Genomic DNA, 18,281 nt, shown 5'->3' on the forward strand with positions numbered 1-18,281 from the left:
GCAACAAGGAGGTTGAAATATGTCGCTGACCCCGCATCAGCAGAAGAAATTCAGGACCCTGGCAGCAGAAATCGAGGGAATCGATGTCGAGGTCTACAAACGCTTCGAGCGCGATTCGCTGGAGCCGATCATCGGGCTTGGAAAGCCGAACCTGCGCATCGGTTTCTTCGGGCGCGACCCGGGGCGCGATGAGGTACGCCATGGCGAGCCCTTCATCGGCGCTGGCGGGCAGCTGGTCAGAAAGGCGCTTTACGAGCATCTTTACGGCGAGAAGATGCCGGACTTCGAGGCCTCTCGCGCCGTAGGCGAACACTTTTTCTGGATCAACACCGTGCCCTACAAGCCCGTGGGCAACAAGGCATGGTCCATGAAGGTCAAGCGTCACTTTCACGGCCTGATGAACGAGGTCCTGATATCGCGCTGGAAAGGGCGGACCCTGATCACACTGGGACGCGAGGCCTTCCTGTGGTTCGGTATCGGCCGGTCAAAAGAGGAGCGTGCGCGCCTGGAGGCTTTCTGGAAGCGTGAGGATCGCTTTGAAAGCAGTATCGAGGTGACACTGGAGGATGATCGGGGTGAGACACAGACCTTTACGCTCTATCCACTTCCTCACCCCTCTCCGCTCAATCAGACCTGGTATGCGCGTTTTCCGGGGCTGTTGAAGCAGCGCCTGGAACAACTGGACGTGCGCCAGAACAACCTCACCTTGTGAGACGCGCGCACTTCTCACCCCAACGCGGCTGCATGCTGCCTCGCTTGCTCGACCAACTCCGTGGCCAACCAACCGCAGCATGTTCCCAGCGCTTCAATCAGGCGACAGTTACGTCTTTGGCGAGATAGACATCCTGAATCGCATGCAGCAGATCGACACCTTCCCGCATCGGTTTCTGGAACGCCTTGCGCCCCGAGATCAGGCCCATGCCACCGGCGCGCTTGTTGATCACCGCCGTGCGCACCGCTTCGCCGAGATCGGAGTGTCCCTTGGAGCCCCCGCCGGAATTGATCAAGCCGGCGCGCCCCATGAAGCAGTTGGCTACCTGATAGCGGGCCAGATCGATGGGGTGATCGGAGGTCAGCTCGCTGTAGACCTTATCGTGGGTATGCCCAAACCCAACCGCACGGTAACCGCCGTTGTTCTCGGGCAGCTTCTGCTTGACGATATCCGCCTTGAGCGTCGCGGCCATATGGTTGGCCTGGCTGGTGAGATCTGCCGACACATGATAGTCGATGCCTTCCTGCTTGAAGGCGGGGTTGCGCAGATAGGCCCATAATACCGTGACCATTCCCAGCTGGTGGGCGCGCTCGAACGCCTCGCTGATTTCCATGATCTGGCGGCGGCTCTCGTGGGAACCGAAATAGATGGTTGCCCCCACCGCCACACAGCCCATGTCGTGCGCCTGCTCCACTTCGGCGAAAAGCGTCTGGTCATATATCGCGGGATGGCTCAGCGTCTCGTTATGATTCAGCTTCATCATCATCGGTATCTTGTGGGCATAGCGCCGCGCTACCGAAGAAAGAACGCCTAGGGTCGAGGCCACGCCGTTGCAGCCGCCTTCGATGGCCAGCTCGACGATATTGGCCGGGTCGAAGTAGCGCGGATTTGGCGCAAAGGAGGCGCCAGCCGAATGCTCGATACCTTGGTCCACCGGCAGCAGGCTAAGATAGCCGGTGCCCGCCAGGCGGCCGTGATCGAAGAAAGCCTGCATATTGCGCAGCACCGCCGGGCTACGGTCGCTATCGGCCATTACGCGGTCGATGAAATCAGCACCGGGAAGATGCAGGCTATCGCGGCGTATGCCCTGGCAAGTGTGGTCAAGCAAGCTCTCTGCATCATTGCCGAGCAAGGCGGCTATATCCGTCATGTAGTAATCCTCTCTACTTATTAGTGTCCGGTGTACAACGACCACTTCTTGAATAAAGCATAGAGCGTAAATCGAGCTTAGGGAAAGTGTCTCCCATGGCGGAACCGAGCCCTGGCTCGGCGTTTTTGGTAGTACCATTCCTTTTCACTGCTTGAATGGACTTTCACCCCACGTCACGAAACGGAGTCACCATGAAACTATGTCTCAACGCCACCTCCCCTTATGCGCGCGTGGTTCGCATCGTCGCCAGTGAGAAGAATTTGACCGATAGCGTATCGCTGCACTGGTGCGATCCCTGGGTCGACGACCCGGCACTGCTTGCCGTCAATCCCCTGGGCCGGGTGCCCGCGCTGGTAACGGATGACGGAGTCACCTTGACCGAAGCCTTGTTGATCGCCCAGTACCTGGATAGCCAGGGGCCGGCTCCCTCGCTGATCCCCAAGGACCGGCAGGCGGAAGTACTGGCGTTGGCGGGGTTGGGGCAAGGATTGATGGAAGCCGCTTTCAATAGCGTGATTGCTCGCAAGCATCAGGGACAGGAAGCCGATGACAGCTTACTGGGCCAGCGACGCCAAGCCGCCATTCGCCGCACACTGGAAGCCCTGGAGACTCAGCAGCGGGAACAGCAAGAGCAAAGCGCATTGACCCTGGGCGATATCGTCGTGGCCGTCGCGTTGGATTACCTGGCGTTTCGCCTGCCCGAGCTGGCCTGGCAACAGCAGCACCCCAGCCTGGCTCAATGGCATCAGGGTTTGATCAACCGAGAAAGCTTTCAGGCGACCACATTCAGTTGATGGCTGCGTAGAGCGTCCTTCGCGCTGTCATCAGACCGTCAGCCCGATTCCGCGCAGAATCACCGAGGTTACCGACTGCACGGCCTTTTCGAACTGCATGTCGTTTAGCGGCTTGTCGTCGTTGAGCAGACAGATCTGGTAGTCGAAGTCGGCGTAGTGCTGGGTCGACGCCCAGATCATATAGAGCAGATAGGAAGGCTCGACGGGGTTGATCTGGCCCGACTCCACCCATTCGCGAATTTTCGACTCCTTGAGCTTGGCCCATTCATATAGGTTCTCGCGCAGGCGCTCTTTCAGGAAACGCTGCACAAATCCCACCGCAGCTGCCTGATTGGTACCGGCGGGGTATAATCTGACCTTCCTGCCACCGTCTGACAGAGCCACCCGATGAAGCAGATCTCGTTTGCCCAAGCCGAGCACCAGAACAAGAAAAAAGTCACCCGCCGCGAGCGGTTCCTGGCCCAGATGGAGGCGCTAGTGCCTTGGCAACGGCTGATCGATGCACTGTCGCCGTCCTACTTTCCCAACGCGGCAGGCAAGCGCGGCCGGCCCCCCATCGGCCTGGAGCGCATGCTGCGGATCTACTTCCTGCAGCAGTGGTACGCGCTTGCCGATGAGGCGCTCGAAGATGCCATCTACGATAGCCAGGCCATGCGTGACTTCATTGGTATCGACCTGGCCATCGAGAGTGTGCCGGACGCGACCACGCTGCTGCGTTTCCGCCACTTGTTGGAGAAGCATGCGCTGACCCAGCGGATCTTCGAGGAAATCAATGCCCATCTGACCGAGAAGGGCCTGTTCATGCGCGAGGGCACCATTGTCGATGCCACCATCGTGGCGGCGGCGCCTTCCACCAAGAACAAGGCCAAGCAACGCGATCCGGAGATGAAGCAGACCAGGAAGGGCAAGCAGTATTACTTTGGCATGAAGGCTCATATCGGCGTTGATGCCGTCACCGGGCTGGCTCACAGTGTCACTGCCACCTCGGCCAATGTCGCCGATGTCACCATGGTGAACCAGCTGGTCCGAGACGATGACAAGCAGGTATACGGCGACGCGGGTTACACCGGCATGTGGAAGTATCTGGACGAAGAGAAGGATGCCCCGGCCTCCCGCTGCTGTGTTGCCGCCAAGCGCAGCCCCATCAAGAAGATGGAAGACAGCCCCATGAAAACGCTGCTGCTGGCAATCGAGAAGGCCAAGGCCAGCATCCGCTCCAAGGTCGAGCATCCGTTTCATGTCATCAAGAACCTCTTCGGCTACCGCAAGGTGCGCTACAAGGGGTTGGCCAAGAACCAAGCGCAGCTATTCAGCCTGTTCGGACTGGCCAATTTGGTACTGGCGACACGATGCGAAGGCCGAGTTGACGGGGCCAGTGCGCCTTGAATCTGCCCTGTCAGCCGGATAGTCCGGCTGGCAGGAAAAACAGACCACCTAAGGTGGTTAGAAAATGATCGCTGACTCGGTGATTTTGCTACTCTGAGTCCTTCAGTCGCTCAGAGGCTAATTGATCAGCGGTTCCTTCAGCATCGGTGCGCCCTGCATCACTTCCGCCGCCCACACTTTCGAGCCGTGGGCGCGATTGCGCGAGTGGGTCATCTTGGCGCGAATATAGCTGGAGAGCACCACACGTGGGTCGTCGTAGAGCTCGAAGCACAGTGCGTCCTGCTTCCATACTTCCAGAAGCTCCAGCAGTACCTCCTGGTAAAGCGCCTTTTTGGTCGAAAAGTAGTAATGCACGTTGGACTTGGGAATATCGGCCAGCTGGGCGATTTCGCCCATCGAAGCACCGGCGTAGCCTTTTTCGGCAAACAGCCGCTCGGCCGCCTGGAGAATATTCTTCTCGTTGGTGTGCCGAATTTCGTCCTGGGTTCTCGCCACGCTTTCGTCCCTTTACGCCTGAAGGCCAAGCCAATAAAAGCACCGCCGCAGGCGACGGTGCTGAGAAGATGTCCTAGTGACTGCAGCGCGTCAACGTTGCGCCGTATTGCTACAGCACCACCTCGTATCCTTCGAACTTGGGCGGGCCAAGGTAGATGCCTTCCGGCGCCTTGGCGTTGGCGTGGGCCTTGCGGAACGCCTCCGATTGAGTCCAGGCGCGGAAGGCCTCTTGCGACTCCCAGACGCTATGGGAGATGAAAACCGTGTGATCCTCCTGGCTTTCCCCCTGCAGCATCTGGAACTGCTTGAAGCCCGCCACCTCGTCGAGATGCGAATCGCGGTTGCGCCATACCTCGAGAAAGTCCTCTTCCCGGCCCGGGGCGATACGAAAACGGTTCATGGCGATATACATGGCATTCTCCAATCATGTCGGACATTCCTGTCGTGCCGGAACATTCCTGTCGTGTCGAAAACAGTAAGTTGACGTAACACTCTAGCAGCCTGGGGCCGCTGCGCGTGAGCCAAGCGAGACTGGTAATATAAGCGCATGAGCATTTGGCCCGGCATTGACGACTTGCCATGACCGAATCACAACAACCCGACGTGGAGACGAGTCGTGACACTTGTGCAAAAACTGCCTTTTTGTAATATCGCTAGCAGCGCAGGGAAACATCTGCCCCATGCAGCACGCTGGCTGCTTATCGCCTTGCTCGGCCTGATTACCAGCGGTTGTGCCACCTTTGCGCCCAACCCGCCGCAGGATCAGAGCAATATCTGCGAGATATTCCGCGAGCAGCCTACCTGGTATGACCATGCCCAGGAATCGCAGGAGAAATGGGGCACGCCGATCGCCACGCAAATGTCGTTCATCCAGCAGGAATCCTCCTTTCGCAGCCACGTGCGCCCCGATCGCAAGTATTACCTCGGCTTCATTCCCGGCCCACGGCCCTCCTCCGCCAAGGGCTACGCCCAGGCGCAAGATCCCGTCTGGGGCGAGTACGAAGCGGATGCCGGCGCTCTCTTCGCCCGACGCACGCACATGAAACATGCCACGGACTTCATCGGCTGGTACAACCAGCGAACCCAGCGCCAGGCGGGGGTTTCGCTGCACAATCCCGAACACCTCTACCTGGCCTACCACGAGGGAGCGGGCGGCTATCAGCGCGGCAGTTACCGCAACAAGCCCCACGTTCGCCAGGCCGCACGCCAGGTAGCCTCCCGTGCCGGGCGCTACCAGTCCCAGCTCAACGCCTGCGAAGCCGAGTTCCAGTGCCGCCGCTTTTATCAGGTGTGGCCGTTCTGCCGTGGCGGCTGAGGTGGCCTATCAACAGCTTTGGCGATTGATCGCGTGACGCAGCCGCAGATAGGCACGCAGGCGGCGGGCGAGCACATCCACCGCGATATTGAGCAGCGCGGTGATCAGGATCAACACCATGGCGCGATCGAAACGAATCTCCTGGATGGCGCTATCGACATAGAAGCCCAGCGTCGCGATGCCCAAGATGCCGAGGATCGCCGTCTCGCGCATGATGATCTCCCAGCGGTAGAACAGCAGCGCCATGAACGGCCCGTAAACGCGGGGAACAACCTCGTAGGCATAGCGATTCACGCCGTGCGGTGCATCCTGGCGCAGGGTCAGCTCGTTGCTGCGCCGTCCCACCAGGTGGGCGATGATGCCGCCGTTGTGCAGGGCCAGCGCCACGACCGCCGGCAGCATGGAAGGCCCCCATAGCTGCAGCAGGATGAACGCCAGCAGGTATTCGGGAGTCGAGCGCATCACCACCAGCAATGCATGGCCCAATGTGCCGCCGATTCGACCAGTGAAGTGGCGCGAGATGACAGGGAACAGTGCCATCGCCACTAGTCCGGTGACCACCAGAGCCATCTGGGTCAACAGTACGGTATTCCAGATACCCGGCAGCGCCTGGGTAGCGAGCAGATCTCCCAGCCAGGGCCAGAGCCCCGCGATTCCCTCACCATGACGCAACGGCGCCGGGACGATATCCTGGGTGAAAAAGCGCGCCACGTTGCTCCACACGATAGGCAGCCCGGTTCCCAGGCAGAAGGGCGCCGCCAGCAGGTACAGCGGCAGCAGGCGCGGCCGCACCCACAGCCTTAGGCTGGCAATCAAGCCATAGAACAGCAGCAGCAAGGCGCCCACGGTAGCGTAACGCCCCTGGGCGAAAGCCCCGGCTAGGTGAAACCCCAGGGTCGGCATGCCAACGAAGCCGATCACCGCGCTGGAGCGCAGGCCGCACTCCAGGCGATAGGCGGTATAGCTGACCAGGTGCGGCCACGCCTGGCTGATGCGGGTGTAGAGCAGCGCCGAAAACCGTCCGCTGCGGCTGGGCAGGATACGAGCCGGTTGAGGATCGGCCTCATCGAGGATTTCGGCATAGACCTTGGCGAAGATACCGGCGTAGGGAATGGCGATGGCCAGCACGCCGGTGAGCGGGTGCAAGCCGAAACTCTGCAGGAAGATCAGTGCCCAGAACAGTTCATGGATGGCACGGATGAAAGCGCTGAAAGTACGGACCCAGAGCCGCTCGAACGCCAGTGCCAGCAGCAACCCCGCCATCGCCCCGAGCCCCACACCGACGAAGGCAAAGGCAACGGTGCGCAAGATGGCCTCGCCCAGAAAATCCACGGCGGAGAGATCCGGGCGGACCAGCCCCATGAACAGCCGTCCCAGCTCGCCCCAGGGGTCGTGGGTACTGATCTCGAAATCGCCCAGGACCAGGCACACCAGGGCGATCGCGAACAGGCCCAGCGTGACGCGGGCGGTGGCACTCATGCGCATATCAGTACAACGACATCAGATCGGCGGCGACAAGCCGATGGCTGGGCTGGTCGATGGCGATCTCGCCGCCTTGAATGCCCACCACGCGGCTGGAAAAACGCAGCGCCAGCTCCAGGTCGTGCATCGCCAGCACCGAGGCTGGATAGGTCTCGACCAATACTTCCATGACTTGTGCCGCCTGGGGACCATCCAGGGCCGAGACGGGCTCGTCGGCAAGCAGCACGCGCCCGGCCTGGTACAGGCTACGCGCCGCGGCGACACGCTGGCGCTGGCCGCCCGAAAGCTCGCCACACAGCGTCCAGCACTTGTCGGCAATGCCCAGCGTTTCCAGCAGTGCGCTTATGGCGGCAATATCTCGGTGTCGAGGGCGTACCAGCGTCAGCAGGTTACGCCACCAGGAGTGGCGATCCAGCCGCCCCATATAGACGTTGTGAAACACCGAAAGCGTGGGCACCAACCCCAGCTCCTGAGGCATCAAGGCCGCGCCCTGGTCGCGCCAACGGTCGTACATCAGGGCCAGCAGCGTCGATTTACCGGCACCGCTCTTGCCCACCAGGGCCACGTGCTCGCCGGGGGCCAGCGTCAGGCTCAATGGGCCGAGCACCCGTACCTCGCCGTAGGCGGCCACTTCACCCTTGAGCGTCAGGGCCTGCATCAGTCGAGCAGGTCCAGCTCGCGGGCGATGGTCACGATCTGCTCGTAATCGGCGTTTTCCGCCGGGATGAAGCCCGAGCGGGGAAAGCTATCCAGCAGTTCGGGATCGTCCATCGCAAGCAACGCCTCACGCAGGCGCTCGGTGAAGCCTTCGCCGAAGCGCTCCTCGACATCACCACGTACCGTCCACTGGTAGTCGGGATAGGAAGGCGTTTCCCAGATCACCTGGACCTGCTCGGGGTCGACATTGCCGCTTTCCACCTCGTTTTCCCACGCCTTGTAGCTGACCACCCCCGCCTGGTAGGCGCCGGACTGCACCAGCGACACCGTGCGGCTATGGTTGCCGCTGTAGCCGACGCGCTGGAACACTTCATCCGGCGCCTCGCCGAAATGCTCGCGCAGGAAATACTCGGGCAGCAAGCGCCCCGAGGTCGAGCTTTGCGAACCGAAGGTAAACGTCAGGTCACGCAGCGCTTCGGGGGCGGTATCGCCTGTGTGGGGCGTGATGCCAGTGGCACGGTTGGCGATGAAATAGCTCTTGTACTCGGCATCCTCGGCCCCCTGGGCGATAGCACGGGAGCCCGGCACCAGCTGGCGGGCCTGGACACCAGTGAAGCCCCCGAACCAGGCCAGTTGCACCTGGTTGTTACGGAACGCGGTGACCGACGCGGCATAGGAGGTGACGGGAATGAAACGCACCTCGACCTCCAGCTCATCGGCAAGGTAATCGGCAACCTTCTGGAAGCGCTCCTGCAGACGGGTTTCGTCCTCGTCGGGAATCGCGGTAAATACCAGGGTATCGGCAGCCAGCAACGGAGCGGCGAAGAGTAGCGACACGGCGCTGGCGGCAATCATGCGTGCAAGCTTGATATGGCCCAACATCACGACATCCTTAAAGTGATAAAGAGAGAAAGAAATAAAGGAGACAGCGGTAAACGCATGATAACAGACACACACCATGCAACCGTCGCTCGGCATCGATGAAAGGAGGGTTTGACTCGGTTACGTCTTGGGCCTACTCTTGATGAAAATGAGAATTTATTTTATTTGGCTTTCCCATGACAAATGAACAACGCCAGGTGCATCTGACCGCCGTTTTCCTGCGCACATCGTTCGATGCCATCAAGAGTTCCATGGCTGGCAAGTTGGAAGATGCCCTGCCGTGCTGGCTGGATGCGAGCATGCTGATGATGCTCAATAGGGAGCTGCACGGCTGCTACCGCCAAGCCAAGCCGCTGTTCGATACGCAAACCGTGCAGTTGCTTGCCCTGGCGGCCCAGCAGTGCGATGTACTGCTGGCTCAGTGCCCCGGCTTGTTGAACAGTACCCTCTGCCACCGTCATCTCGACGCGATCCTGACACCACTGCAAGCCGCCATGCAGCGCATGTCGGCACCGCTCCACACTCCCCGGCGGCGTTTGTGGCCACTGGGCTAGGCTCGTGAGAGCAGCGCCAGAAACTCACACCGTGCGCGAGTAGCGATTTTCCTGCGGCTTCAGGTAGGCGTCGAAGGCCATGGCCAGATTGCGCATCATCAGCCGCCCGGAAGGCAGCACTTCGATCTCGTCGTCACGCAAGACGATAAGCCCGTCGTCCGCCATCTCTTGCAGACTCTCCAGCGCTTCGGCGAAGTAGCTCTGGAATTCGATGTCATGTCGGGCCTCGATCGCGGCGAAATCGACACGTCCGTGGCACATCAGCGCATTGATGACGTCACGGCGCAGACGGTCGTCGTCGCTCAAGCGGTAGCCGCGAAAGACCGGCAGGCGGCCTTCATCCAGGCGATGCTGGTACTGGGCGGTCTCCTTGACATTCTGGCTGTAGGTGTCGCCCACCTTGCCGATGGAGGTGATGCCCAGCCCGATCATGTCGCAGTCGGCGTGGGTGGAGTAACCCTGGAAGTTGCGCTGCAGCGTGCCGTTTTCCCGGGCCAGGCTCAGCTCGTCGTTCGGCAGGGCGAAGTGGTCCATGCCGATGTAGACGTAGCCGGCGGCCGTCAAACGCTCGATGGTCAGCTCCAGCAGCTCCAGCTTGCGCTCCGGCGGCGGCATGTCCTCGGGACGAATCAGCCGCTGCGACTTGAACAGCTCAGGTAGATGGGCGTAGCTGTAGGCGGCGATACGATCCGGCTGCAGCGCGATGATCTTCGCCAGCGTGGCATCGAAGCTCACCACCGTCTGCAGCGGCAGGCCGTAGATCAGATCCACGCTGACCGAATCGAAGCCCGCTTCGCGGGCCGCCCCGACCAGCTCGACCACCTGCTCTTCGCTCTGCTCGCGATTGACCGCCTTCTGCACGTCGGGATCGAAATCCTGCACGCCGAAGCTCAAGCGATTGAAGCCCAGTGCATGCAGCTCGTGGATCTGGATCGGCGATACCGTGCGCGGATCGACCTCCAGCGAGAACTCCCGCTCTTCGGGCGCGGCGAAATGGAAGGCCTCGTCCAGCGCCGCCATCAGCTCGCCGAGCTGGGCGTTGGTCAGGTAGGTGGGCGTACCGCCGCCCAGGTGCAGCTGGGTCATTCGCCGGGTGCCGTCGAACAGTGCTCCCTGAACCTTGATCTCGTGCTTGAGCCATTCGAGATATTCGGCGGCGCGATCGGTGTTGTGGGTGATGATCTTGTTGCAGGCGCAGTAGTAGCACAGGCTCTTGCAGAACGGGATATGCACGTAGACCGACAGCGGCTTGGGCGCCTCGGACCGGTTGCTGCGCTCGGCGGCGCTGCGGTAGTCGTCCTCGGCGAAGGCCGCGTGGAACTGCGGCGCCGTGGGATAGGAAGTATAGCGTGGCCCCGGCCGGTCGTACTTCTCCACCAGGGGACGGTTGAACAGCAGCTCGTCTTGCATGATCGGATCCGGTCTCTTGAAAGTGGGCTAGACAGTGAAATGGTTAGGCAGGTTAGCCCTTGTTTTAATATACATAAGTTTAATATGCATACGGTATACGTTTTAAGAACCTTCTGCACCCGCGCACTCAGCTAAAGCACCTCCACCATGATCCGGGTCAAAGGCCGGGGCAAGATAGGCGACTAAGATACTCGGGTATTCATCGCAAGGAGGCTCTGACATGGAGCTCGTGTGCCCCGCCGGCAACCTGCCCGCCCTGAAGCGCGCCGTGAACGAAGGAGCCGACGCCGTCTACTTCGGTTTCCAGAACAACACCAATGCCCGCCAGTTTGCCGGATTGAACTTCACCGGCAAGCGTGCCCGCGAGGGTATCGACTACGCCCATGCCCGCGGCAAGCGGGTGTTCTGCGCCATCAACACCTATCCTCAGCCCGATGGCTGGCAACAGTGGACCCAGGCCGTGGATCAGGCGGTCGAACTGGGCGTGGATGCCCTGATTCTCGCCGATATGGGGCTGCTCGACTACGCCACCAGGCACCATCCCGACGTGGCGCGCCACCTGTCGGTGCAAGGCTCCGCCACCAGCCATGAAGCGCTGCAATTCTACCACCAGCAGTTCGGCATCAAGCGCGCCGTATTGCCGCGGGTACTGTCGATCACCCAGGTTCGCGACCTTGCCCGGCAGTCGCCGGTGGAACTCGAAGTCTTCGCCTTCGGCAGCCTGTGCATCATGGCCGAGGGGCGCTGTTACCTGTCGTCGTACCTCACCGGAGAGTCGCCCAATACGCGGGGCGTCTGTTCGCCGGCTGCTCATGTGCGCTGGGAACAGACGCCCCGTGGCCTGGAATCACGCCTCAACGATGTGCTGATCGACCGCTACGCCGAAGGCGAACGCGCGGGCTACCCCACCCTGTGCAAGGGGCGCTTCGAGGTGGGCGGCGAGACCTATCACGCCATCGAGGAACCCACCAGTCTCAACACCCTGGAGCTGTTGCCGGAACTGCGGGAACTGGGTATCAGCGCGGTGAAGATCGAAGGGCGCCAACGCAGTCCCGCCTATGTGTCGAAAGTGGCCGGAATCTGGCGTCAGGCGCTCGACCGCCTCGATGCAGCACCCGACGATTTTCATCCCGAAACCGCCTGGATGGCCGGCCTGGCCGAACTTTCCGAAGGCGCCACCACCACCCTGGGCGCCTACGAGCGTCGCTGGAAATAGGAGTCTGCATGTCATCCACGCCTCAGTCCCCACAGCCGGATGCATCGGCAGACGGCCTTCGACTCGCCCTCGGACCGGTACTTTTCTACTGGACCCGGGAACGCTACGCCGACTTCTACCGTGAAGCCGCCGACTGGCCGGTGGAGATCGTCACCCTGGGCGAGACGGTCTGCTCGCGGCGTCGCGACATGAAACTCGACGACTGGCTGGGCATCGGTCGCGAGCTCGCCCAGGTCGGCAAGCAAGTGGTGCTCGCCAGCCAGACCCTGATCGAGTCCGAGGCCGACCTGCGCGATTTGCGCAAGCTCTGCGACAACGGCGATTTCATCGTCGAGGCCAACGATCAGAGCGCCCTGCAACGCCTCGCCAGCGCCGGGCTGCCGTTCGTTGCCGGGGCCGCGCTCAATCTGTACAACACGGCCACCCTGGGCGTCATGGCCCGCGCCGGCATGCAACGCTGGCAGGCGCCGGTGGAAATGTCGCGGGACGACCTGACTCGGCTTATCGCCGACTGCCGCCAGGCGGGGGTGAGCCAGCCCTGCGAGGTATTCGCCTATGGCCATCTGCCGCTGGCCTGGTCATCGCGCTGCTTTACCGCCCGGCGCCACCAGAAGCCCAAGGACCGCTGTCAGTTCGTCTGCCAGAAGTATCCCGAAGGCTTGGCGCTGCGCTCCCAGGAATCCAGGGAGGTTTTCACGCTGAACGGTATCCAGACCCTATCCGGCGCTTGCCAGGACCTGCGTCACGAGATAGCTGCCATGGCCGAGATGGGCGTCGGCGTGGCTCGCCTGAGTCCCCGGGCACAAGGCATGGCCGAGGTGGTCGAAGCCTTCGACGCGGCACGCCGCGGCGAGCTGCCCACCCCGGACCCGCTGGCGTTGGTGGAGGCTGAGATATGCGACGGCTACTGGTATGGGCGTCCGGGAATGGACAACACTCGTACCGTGCCAGCTTGACCTGGCTGAACGAAGACAGGCAAGGGTTGCCGTCTTCGTTCTCTTCTTGCATTGAATTAATTTCAGGTTAGTTTGCGTAACCGCCTTAACATTCATGCTGTATACTTTTTATATGGATCAACTCGGAAGTAAACTCCATGCACCTAACTCGATTTACTGACTATTCGATACGCGTGTTGATCTACCTTGCCGTCAAGGGAGAGGAGCGATCCACCATCAATGAGATTGCCGACGCCTTCGATATCTCCCGCAATCATTTGATGAAAGTCGTCCAGGAGCTTAGCAGGGAAGGCTACGTTACCGCGATTCGCGGCAAGAATGGCGGTTTGCTACTGACCCGCGATCCCGCCACGATCGCGCTGGGTGAGCTGGTGCGCCAGACGGAGCCGGATATGGCCCTGGTGGAATGTTATCGTGATGAAAATGCCTGCGTCATTACTCCAGCATGCCAGCTTCAGCCAATCCTCAACGATGCCTTGCGGGCGTTTCTTGGCGTACTCGACCGCTATACCCTGACGGATGTGCTGGATGAGCGCCACTCGCAGCTGGCGCGCCTGCTGCGCATTCCTGCTATTTCTGCATAAACGGGCTCCGCATAAAACGAGCCCGTGGAATAGCAGCCCATGGAATAGCGAGCCCACGTACTAGCAAGCCTCGCGTGATGGCGAGGCGCAAACCGAAACATTGATCCAGACCAGGAAATGGCCCCATGGTTGCACTACAATAGATGCATATTGAATACATCATTGATAAAGTCTTGCCTTGTCGAGGTATGCCATGACCCCCTTACCTTCGTTCACCTCCTCCTCTTCCGCTCAGCCCGAGACATATGCCGAAACGGACTCCCTCGCCTCCTTCAAGAAGAGCCGCGGGCGCGGTGCGGCTATTGTTGTCTATATGCTGTTTCTAGGCAGCGTGCTGGCGGTGGTGACCGCACCGATAGGGGTGATAATCGCCCATATTAAACGACGCAATGCCGAGGAGTGGGTGGCGACACACTTGCAGTTCCAGATCCGTACCTTCTGGCTGGGTGTGCTGGGAGGAGCGGTGTTCACGGCTGCCTGGCAGTTACTGGGGCTGGCCGGGGTTCCGGCCATGGCGCCCTGGGCAATGGGGTATATCTATTTCACAGCCTGCCTGATCTGGATGGTGGGCCGTTGCGGGGTAGGCATCGCCCGTCTCACATCCAACCGCCCGGTGGACAATCCGCGCAGCCTGGCGTTCGGCGGTGCCCGTATCAGCCTGGAGGATTGATGAATCGCGACCTGCCCAACCCCGGCTGGGGGCCACTTTCGGCGCTACCCGGCAACCCCTTGATGTGGGTGTTGATCCTCAGCGAGATGCTGGTTTTCACCGCCTTTTTTGCGCTCTACGCTGGCCAGCGTGCCTTTGACCCCGCTCTCTTCGATGCTTCCCAGCAACAGCTCGATCCCTTGCTGGGCGGCCTCAATACACTAGTGCTGTTGACCAGCGGGCTCTGCGTGGCGCTTGCCGTGGAGGCCGTGAGTACAGGACGAATACGCCGCACCCGCCAGTGGCTGGGCGTCTCCATGGGGCTGGGTGTTCTGTTCGGTGTGATCAAGGTAACCGAGTACATCGGCAAGTTCGACGCCGGTATCACGCCCGAAACCAACACCTTCTTCGGCTTCTATTACGGGCTTACCGCCTTTCACTTCGCCCACGTGCTGTTCGGCCTGGCGCTTATGGCCCTGGTGAGCTGGCGTACCACGACCGAAAACGTGGAAACCGCCGCTGCCTTCTGGCACATGGTCGATCTGATCTGGATTCTGCTCTATCCACTGCTCTATCTATTGCGCTGAAGCACTGGGCGCTGAAAACATTGTTGCGCCGAGCACTTCCGCACTGACCCTTGCTGCACGTTGCCCTCGAACTACTTTGCTGAGCTGGAGACAATCATGACGACCCTTCCCGGCACTCGCCGATTGCTTGTTACCTGGGGCATTCTGATGGCCTTAACGTTGGCCTCGATGGTTTCGGCGCGCCTGGACCAAGGCGACTGGCAGGCGCTGCCGCTATGGTCGGCGGGTCTGATTCTCGCCGCCACCTTCTTCAAGGCCCACCGGGTATTGATGGTCTATCTCAACCTGCGCGCCGCGACGCCTGCCTGGAAAGGAATTTTCATCGGGTTGATGCTGGTGACGCTGGCGCTGATTGCCGCGGGCTACCTGGCGGGTCGCTTTACCCTGGCGGGATAAGGCATGGCCAGGCAGCCTATTTGACGTCGGCTTAACGCGGCGTGGAATCCGAACCGGAAATACCCGAAGGTAACGGCGCCTTGTTCGCCCATGCCTCCAGCAACCGGCCCAGCCGCATCAAGCCATAAACGACGAAGGGCACCAGCAGCATCAGCCCCACCCCCCAGTCACGATTATTGATCAGCCATACCAGCGGCAAGACCACTCCCAGGGCGGCGAGAAACCATAGCCCAACCGCGAGTACGAGACGCAAACGAGACATGCTGTACCTCCTCAGGTGGCAATGATCTGACGATAGATGCCCGGCAGAGCCAGGGAAAGATGTTCGGGGCGCTGCACGATGGCATAGCCGCCTCGCCCGAATAGATGGGGAATGTAACGCCCCGCTTCGCGGTCGATGGTCACACCGAACACCCTCACTTCTTCTCGCCGTGCCTCGAGCACCGCTTTACGCGTGTCCTCGATTCCGTAACGGCCTTCATAATAGTCGGTATCGTTAGGCTTGCCGTCGGTCAACAACAATAGCAGCCGATGGCGATTGGGCCGCTTGGCAAGCTCGCCGGAAAGATGCCGGATCGCCGGTCCCATACGGGTATAGTGCCCCGGTTTGAGCGCTGCGATACGCCGCGACACCCGATCTCCCATCGGCTCATCGAAGCCTTTCAGCGTATTGACCCAGACACGATGACGGCGGTGCGAGGTGAAACTGTGAATGGCATAGTCGTCGCCACACCCGGCCAGGCCGTGACCCAGCACCAGCAGCGCTTCTTTCGCCACGTCCAGTACTCGTCGGTCTTCCAGCCAGGCCTCGGTGGAAAGCGATACATCGATCAGGATGGATACCGCCAGGTCTCTCGCCTGAGTGCGGCTGGCCTGATAGAGACGATCGCTCGCTTCCCCGGTGGCCGCCAGGTCGCAGCGCGAACGAATCACGGCGTCCATGTCCAGTTCGCTGCCATCAAGCTGGCCACGGAGTATCTCGCGGCGCGGCCTGAGCGCTTCGAACTCGCGGCGTACCCGGCGAATGCGCCGCCGAGTGGTTTCATCCGGCTGCCAGTTCTCGCCTTCCTCGCTCTGCACATCGCTCAACACTACACAATGATCGGGCAGGTAGGCTTGCTTGCGGTGGTTCCATTCGGGATAGGTATGGCGCCCGCGCAGCCGCTCCCCGCTCACCTCGTCGGGGGCCAGGTCAAGATCCAGCTTGAGCTTGGAAGCCGCCTTCTTGCGATTGGGGCTGAGCACGATCTCGTCGAGCTGATCGGCGGCCTGCTTGGCTTCGTCCTCGTCTTCATCTTCTACATGGCGATTGAGATTGACCATCTCGGCCCAGGAAAGCATCTTTTCGGAGGCGTTGAGCATCAGGGAGTCGTCGCGGTCGGCCTGATCCTGCTCGCGGCGGTCGGCCTTGCGCTTGCCGTGGTCATCGTCGGGGGTGTTGTTACCGGCGACTGGCGTCTCGTCATCCTCCTGCTCGGTTCGCGCCTCTTTACTGGTACCCAGGGTCACGGCCTGCCCCCACAGCGGTACCGGCAGTGGCGGGCGGTAGCCGCGTGGTGCCTGAAAGTCGTTCAGGGGCAGGGCTTCGTCGAGGATGGCGTCATGCATCAACTCGGCCCAGTCCGAATCGGGTGGCGTATCACCGAGCTGAGCACACAGGGCGGCCTCCAGCGCCGCTTCCATCGGTGGCAACCGCTTGCGTTGCGGACGAATGGCCAGCAACTCCCGGCATAACCTGGCATGGCGTTGGCCGAGCCCGGGAAAGTGGACAAGAGCTGCTCGTGTCGCCCGGTTCACTTCACGTAGCTGAAGAAGGTCATGCTGCAATGGATCTTCGGCTTCCGGCACATGCCGAGCCACCGCCAGATATGCAACCAGCCAGAGATAGAGATCGCGATTCAGCGAGGGATCGGAAAACAAGGCGATGCGTGGCGGTAACAGCAAATTTTCTTCGTCGCGCCGTGCTTGATCGAGTATTTCCTCGTCAAGCCCCAGGCGCTGGCGCAGGGACAGGCGATGAATCGAACTGCGCCCGGCGATAGCGGCAACATCGACCCCCGCCTCGCCGCCGCCGGCGCGAAAGAAGACCCCCAGCATGGGGCGCAACGACTCAAGACGCACCGCCGCGTCAGGGTGGTCGGGATAGCTTGCTGCGCCGGACGCCCAGCGGTGCCAATGGCGGCCTACGAACTCTTCGACCTCGAGGAAATCGAGCATGTACGTCCCTCAACCAAATGTGGCGTGAATAGCTTCCATCAATCCTTCCTGGACATCCTGGTCATCGGTGAGCGGTTCCACCAGCGTGGCGCGTGCGGCCTCCCGAATGGGCATCCCGGCGGCAATCAGCGTGGCGCAATACACCAGCAAACGGGTGGAGACGCCCTCTTCCAGGTCCTGCCCCTTCATGGCGCGCAGGCTTGCCGCCAGGTTGACCAATGCCGCGCACTGCTCGCCCGGCAGCCCGCTTTCCCGGGCGACGATGTCGCGCTCCACCTTGGGCGGGGGAAAGTCGAACGACATGGCCAGAAAGCGCTGGCGAGTGCTGGGCTTGAGCGACTTGAGAATATGCTGGTAGCCGGGGTTGTAGGACACCACCAGCATGAAGTCATCCGGTGCTTCGAGCAGTTCGCCGGTACGCTCCAGCGGCAGCAGGCGGCGGTCGTCGGTCAGCGGGTGCAGCACGACGGTGACATCCTTGCGCGCTTCTACCACCTCGTCGAGATAGCAGATGCCCCCCTCGCGCACGGCGCGGGTCAAGGGGCCGTCGACCCAGCGGGTCTCGCCGCCCTGCAGCAGGTAACGCCCGGTCAGGTCGGCGGCGGTCAAGTCGTCGTGACAGGAGATGGTGAACAGCGGCTTACCCAGTTTCGCCGCCATATGGCTGACAAAACGGGTCTTGCCGCAACCGGTTGGACCCTTGAGCAGCAGCGGCAGGCGTTGCTGAAAGGCGTGTTCGAATAAAGAGCATTCGTTACCGACGCTTTCGTAGAAGGGTATTTCACGCTCATCGACATGAGCGGCAACGGAAGAAACTGGCATGTGAAGTCTCCATGGCC

20 protein-coding genes and 2 pseudogenes are annotated in these 18,281 nt (G+C 61.1%); 11 read left to right on the forward strand and 11 right to left on the reverse strand.

All coding sequences use genetic code 11. The annotated features are described in order from the left end of the window. Nucleotides 1–19 precede the first annotated feature (19 nt). A complete protein-coding gene (locus R5M92_RS10665) occupies nucleotides 20–712 on the forward strand; it encodes a uracil-DNA glycosylase family protein (RefSeq protein WP_346795913.1) in 693 nt (230 codons plus the stop codon). A gap of 97 nt (nucleotides 713–809) precedes the next feature. On the opposite strand, the gene R5M92_RS10670 is transcribed toward R5M92_RS10665, so the two are convergent. After that, nucleotides 810–1,862, reverse strand: a complete 1,053-nt coding sequence (locus tag R5M92_RS10670; protein WP_346795915.1) for a class I fructose-bisphosphate aldolase — start codon at nucleotides 1,860–1,862, stop codon at nucleotides 810–812. A gap of 191 nt (nucleotides 1,863–2,053) precedes the next feature. On the opposite strand from R5M92_RS10670, the gene R5M92_RS10675 reads away from it, so the two are divergent. Next, nucleotides 2,054–2,656 (forward strand): glutathione S-transferase N-terminal domain-containing protein, encoded by a 603-nt coding sequence (locus R5M92_RS10675; RefSeq protein ID WP_346795916.1) that lies wholly within the window; start codon nucleotides 2,054–2,056, stop codon nucleotides 2,654–2,656. A gap of 30 nt (nucleotides 2,657–2,686) precedes the next feature. Here R5M92_RS10675 and R5M92_RS10680 read toward each other — a convergent pair. Beyond that, nucleotides 2,687–2,953: pseudogene (locus tag R5M92_RS10680) on the reverse strand (TetR family transcriptional regulator C-terminal domain-containing protein); the annotation flags it as partial. Nucleotides 2,954–3,043: 90 nt separating this feature from the next. Here R5M92_RS10680 and R5M92_RS10685 point away from each other — a divergent pair. After that, nucleotides 3,044–4,042 (forward strand): IS5 family transposase, encoded by a 999-nt coding sequence (locus R5M92_RS10685; protein ID WP_346795917.1) that lies wholly within the window; start codon nucleotides 3,044–3,046, stop codon nucleotides 4,040–4,042. Nucleotides 4,043–4,168: 126 nt separating this feature from the next. Here the strand turns inward: R5M92_RS10685 and R5M92_RS10690 are convergent. Further along, nucleotides 4,169–4,537, reverse strand: a pseudogene (locus tag R5M92_RS10690) (TetR/AcrR family transcriptional regulator); the annotation flags it as partial. Between the two features lie 109 nt (nucleotides 4,538–4,646). Further along, nucleotides 4,647–4,949, reverse strand: a complete 303-nt coding sequence (locus tag R5M92_RS10695) for an antibiotic biosynthesis monooxygenase (RefSeq protein WP_346795919.1) — start codon at nucleotides 4,947–4,949, stop codon at nucleotides 4,647–4,649. Between the two features lie 261 nt (nucleotides 4,950–5,210). Here R5M92_RS10695 and R5M92_RS10700 point away from each other — a divergent pair, with 261 nt between their 5' ends. Continuing rightward, the gene (locus tag R5M92_RS10700; protein WP_417339156.1) at nucleotides 5,211–5,852 is read left to right on the forward strand and encodes a lysozyme-like domain containing protein; all 642 of its coding nucleotides are present in this window, start codon (nucleotides 5,211–5,213) and stop codon (nucleotides 5,850–5,852) included. A gap of 9 nt (nucleotides 5,853–5,861) precedes the next feature. On the opposite strand, the gene R5M92_RS10705 is transcribed toward R5M92_RS10700, so the two are convergent. The 3 genes from R5M92_RS10705 to R5M92_RS10715 are packed head-to-tail and all read right to left on the reverse strand — an operon-like array spanning nucleotide 5,862 to nucleotide 8,873. Beyond that, nucleotides 5,862–7,331: an ABC transporter permease gene (locus R5M92_RS10705; protein ID WP_346795920.1), complete on the reverse strand. Its 1,470-nt coding sequence runs from the start codon at nucleotides 7,329–7,331 to the stop codon at nucleotides 5,862–5,864. A gap of 7 nt (nucleotides 7,332–7,338) precedes the next feature. Then, a complete protein-coding gene (locus tag R5M92_RS10710) occupies nucleotides 7,339–7,992 on the reverse strand; it encodes an ATP-binding cassette domain-containing protein (protein WP_346795921.1) in 654 nt (217 codons plus the stop codon). Further along, a complete protein-coding gene (locus R5M92_RS10715) occupies nucleotides 7,992–8,873 on the reverse strand; it encodes a putative selenate ABC transporter substrate-binding protein (protein WP_346795922.1) in 882 nt (293 codons plus the stop codon). The genes R5M92_RS10710 and R5M92_RS10715 overlap by 1 nt, the downstream gene beginning before the upstream one ends. Nucleotides 8,874–9,049: 176 nt before the next feature. On the opposite strand from R5M92_RS10715, the gene R5M92_RS10720 reads away from it, so the two are divergent. Then, a complete protein-coding gene (locus R5M92_RS10720; RefSeq protein ID WP_346795923.1) occupies nucleotides 9,050–9,427 on the forward strand; it encodes a hypothetical protein in 378 nt (125 codons plus the stop codon). Nucleotides 9,428–9,451: 24 nt separating this feature from the next. Here R5M92_RS10720 and hemN read toward each other — a convergent pair whose 3' ends face one another. Further along, nucleotides 9,452–10,837 (reverse strand): oxygen-independent coproporphyrinogen III oxidase, encoded by a 1,386-nt coding sequence (gene hemN / locus R5M92_RS10725; protein WP_346795925.1) that lies wholly within the window; start codon nucleotides 10,835–10,837, stop codon nucleotides 9,452–9,454. A 220-nt stretch (nucleotides 10,838–11,057) separates the two neighbouring features. On the opposite strand from hemN, the gene ubiU reads away from it, so the two are divergent. The 6 genes from ubiU to R5M92_RS10755 all read left to right on the forward strand — a co-directional run bounded on the left by ubiU (nucleotide 11,058) and on the right by R5M92_RS10755 (nucleotide 15,225). After that, a complete protein-coding gene (ubiU, locus tag R5M92_RS10730) occupies nucleotides 11,058–12,053 on the forward strand; it encodes a ubiquinone anaerobic biosynthesis protein UbiU (RefSeq protein ID WP_346795926.1) in 996 nt (331 codons plus the stop codon). An 8-nt stretch (nucleotides 12,054–12,061) separates the two neighbouring features. Then, nucleotides 12,062–13,009 (forward strand): U32 family peptidase, encoded by a 948-nt coding sequence (locus R5M92_RS10735; protein WP_346795927.1) that lies wholly within the window; start codon nucleotides 12,062–12,064, stop codon nucleotides 13,007–13,009. 137 nt (nucleotides 13,010–13,146) lie between these two features. Then, nucleotides 13,147–13,593, forward strand: a complete 447-nt coding sequence (locus R5M92_RS10740; RefSeq protein ID WP_346795928.1) for an Rrf2 family transcriptional regulator — start codon at nucleotides 13,147–13,149, stop codon at nucleotides 13,591–13,593. A gap of 193 nt (nucleotides 13,594–13,786) precedes the next feature. Continuing rightward, nucleotides 13,787–14,263 (forward strand): hypothetical protein, encoded by a 477-nt coding sequence (locus tag R5M92_RS10745; RefSeq protein WP_346795929.1) that lies wholly within the window; start codon nucleotides 13,787–13,789, stop codon nucleotides 14,261–14,263. Continuing rightward, complete coding sequence (locus R5M92_RS10750; protein ID WP_346795930.1) at nucleotides 14,263–14,829, forward strand: cytochrome c oxidase subunit 3 family protein; 567 nt, start codon at nucleotides 14,263–14,265, stop codon at nucleotides 14,827–14,829. Before R5M92_RS10745 ends, R5M92_RS10750 begins: the two co-directional genes overlap by 1 nt. A 96-nt stretch (nucleotides 14,830–14,925) precedes the next feature. Next, nucleotides 14,926–15,225: a cytochrome C oxidase subunit IV family protein gene (locus R5M92_RS10755; protein ID WP_346795931.1), complete on the forward strand. Its 300-nt coding sequence runs from the start codon at nucleotides 14,926–14,928 to the stop codon at nucleotides 15,223–15,225. A gap of 31 nt (nucleotides 15,226–15,256) precedes the next feature. Here the strand turns inward: R5M92_RS10755 and R5M92_RS10760 are convergent, their stop codons facing one another. The 3 genes from R5M92_RS10760 to R5M92_RS10770 are packed head-to-tail and all read right to left on the reverse strand — an operon-like array spanning nucleotide 15,257 to nucleotide 18,264. Then, nucleotides 15,257–15,487: a hypothetical protein gene (locus tag R5M92_RS10760; protein WP_346795932.1), complete on the reverse strand. Its 231-nt coding sequence runs from the start codon at nucleotides 15,485–15,487 to the stop codon at nucleotides 15,257–15,259. An 11-nt stretch (nucleotides 15,488–15,498) separates the two neighbouring features. Next, nucleotides 15,499–17,442, reverse strand: coding sequence for a protein norD (locus tag R5M92_RS10765; RefSeq protein ID WP_346795934.1), 1,944 nt, complete (start codon nucleotides 17,440–17,442; stop codon nucleotides 15,499–15,501). 9 nt (nucleotides 17,443–17,451) lie between these two features. Continuing rightward, the gene (locus tag R5M92_RS10770) at nucleotides 17,452–18,264 is read right to left on the reverse strand and encodes a CbbQ/NirQ/NorQ/GpvN family protein (protein WP_346795935.1); all 813 of its coding nucleotides are present in this window, start codon (nucleotides 18,262–18,264) and stop codon (nucleotides 17,452–17,454) included. Nucleotides 18,265–18,281 lie beyond the last annotated feature (17 nt).

The organism is Halomonas sp. Bachu 37, from assembly GCF_039691755.1.
GTDB classification, from domain to species: Bacteria; Pseudomonadota; Gammaproteobacteria; order Pseudomonadales; family Halomonadaceae; genus Vreelandella; species Vreelandella kashgarensis.

Bases quoted from the DNA above. Each gene is read 5' to 3' on its own strand.
- R5M92_RS10665 (WP_346795913.1), top strand. From the start codon at position 20: ATGTCGCTGACCCCGCATCAGCAGAAGAAATTCAGGACCCTGGCAGCA.
- R5M92_RS10670 (WP_346795915.1), bottom strand. From the start codon at position 1,862: ATGACGGATATAGCCGCCTTGCTCGGCAATGATGCAGAGAGCTTGCTT.
- R5M92_RS10675 (WP_346795916.1), top strand. From the start codon at position 2,054: ATGAAACTATGTCTCAACGCCACCTCCCCTTATGCGCGCGTGGTTCGC.
- R5M92_RS10685 (WP_346795917.1), top strand. From the start codon at position 3,044: ATGAAGCAGATCTCGTTTGCCCAAGCCGAGCACCAGAACAAGAAAAAA.
- R5M92_RS10695 (WP_346795919.1), bottom strand. From the start codon at position 4,949: ATGTATATCGCCATGAACCGTTTTCGTATCGCCCCGGGCCGGGAAGAG.
- R5M92_RS10705 (WP_346795920.1), bottom strand. From the start codon at position 7,331: ATGAGTGCCACCGCCCGCGTCACGCTGGGCCTGTTCGCGATCGCCCTG.
- R5M92_RS10710 (WP_346795921.1), bottom strand. From the start codon at position 7,992: ATGCAGGCCCTGACGCTCAAGGGTGAAGTGGCCGCCTACGGCGAGGTA.
- R5M92_RS10715 (WP_346795922.1), bottom strand. From the start codon at position 8,873: ATGTTGGGCCATATCAAGCTTGCACGCATGATTGCCGCCAGCGCCGTG.
- R5M92_RS10720 (WP_346795923.1), top strand. From the start codon at position 9,050: ATGACAAATGAACAACGCCAGGTGCATCTGACCGCCGTTTTCCTGCGC.
- hemN (WP_346795925.1), bottom strand. From the start codon at position 10,837: ATGCAAGACGAGCTGCTGTTCAACCGTCCCCTGGTGGAGAAGTACGAC.
- ubiU (WP_346795926.1), top strand. From the start codon at position 11,058: ATGGAGCTCGTGTGCCCCGCCGGCAACCTGCCCGCCCTGAAGCGCGCC.
- R5M92_RS10735 (WP_346795927.1), top strand. From the start codon at position 12,062: ATGTCATCCACGCCTCAGTCCCCACAGCCGGATGCATCGGCAGACGGC.
- R5M92_RS10740 (WP_346795928.1), top strand. From the start codon at position 13,147: ATGCACCTAACTCGATTTACTGACTATTCGATACGCGTGTTGATCTAC.
- R5M92_RS10745 (WP_346795929.1), top strand. From the start codon at position 13,787: ATGACCCCCTTACCTTCGTTCACCTCCTCCTCTTCCGCTCAGCCCGAG.
- R5M92_RS10750 (WP_346795930.1), top strand. From the start codon at position 14,263: ATGAATCGCGACCTGCCCAACCCCGGCTGGGGGCCACTTTCGGCGCTA.
- R5M92_RS10755 (WP_346795931.1), top strand. From the start codon at position 14,926: ATGACGACCCTTCCCGGCACTCGCCGATTGCTTGTTACCTGGGGCATT.
- R5M92_RS10760 (WP_346795932.1), bottom strand. From the start codon at position 15,487: ATGTCTCGTTTGCGTCTCGTACTCGCGGTTGGGCTATGGTTTCTCGCC.
- R5M92_RS10765 (WP_346795934.1), bottom strand. From the start codon at position 17,442: ATGCTCGATTTCCTCGAGGTCGAAGAGTTCGTAGGCCGCCATTGGCAC.
- R5M92_RS10770 (WP_346795935.1), bottom strand. From the start codon at position 18,264: ATGCCAGTTTCTTCCGTTGCCGCTCATGTCGATGAGCGTGAAATACCC.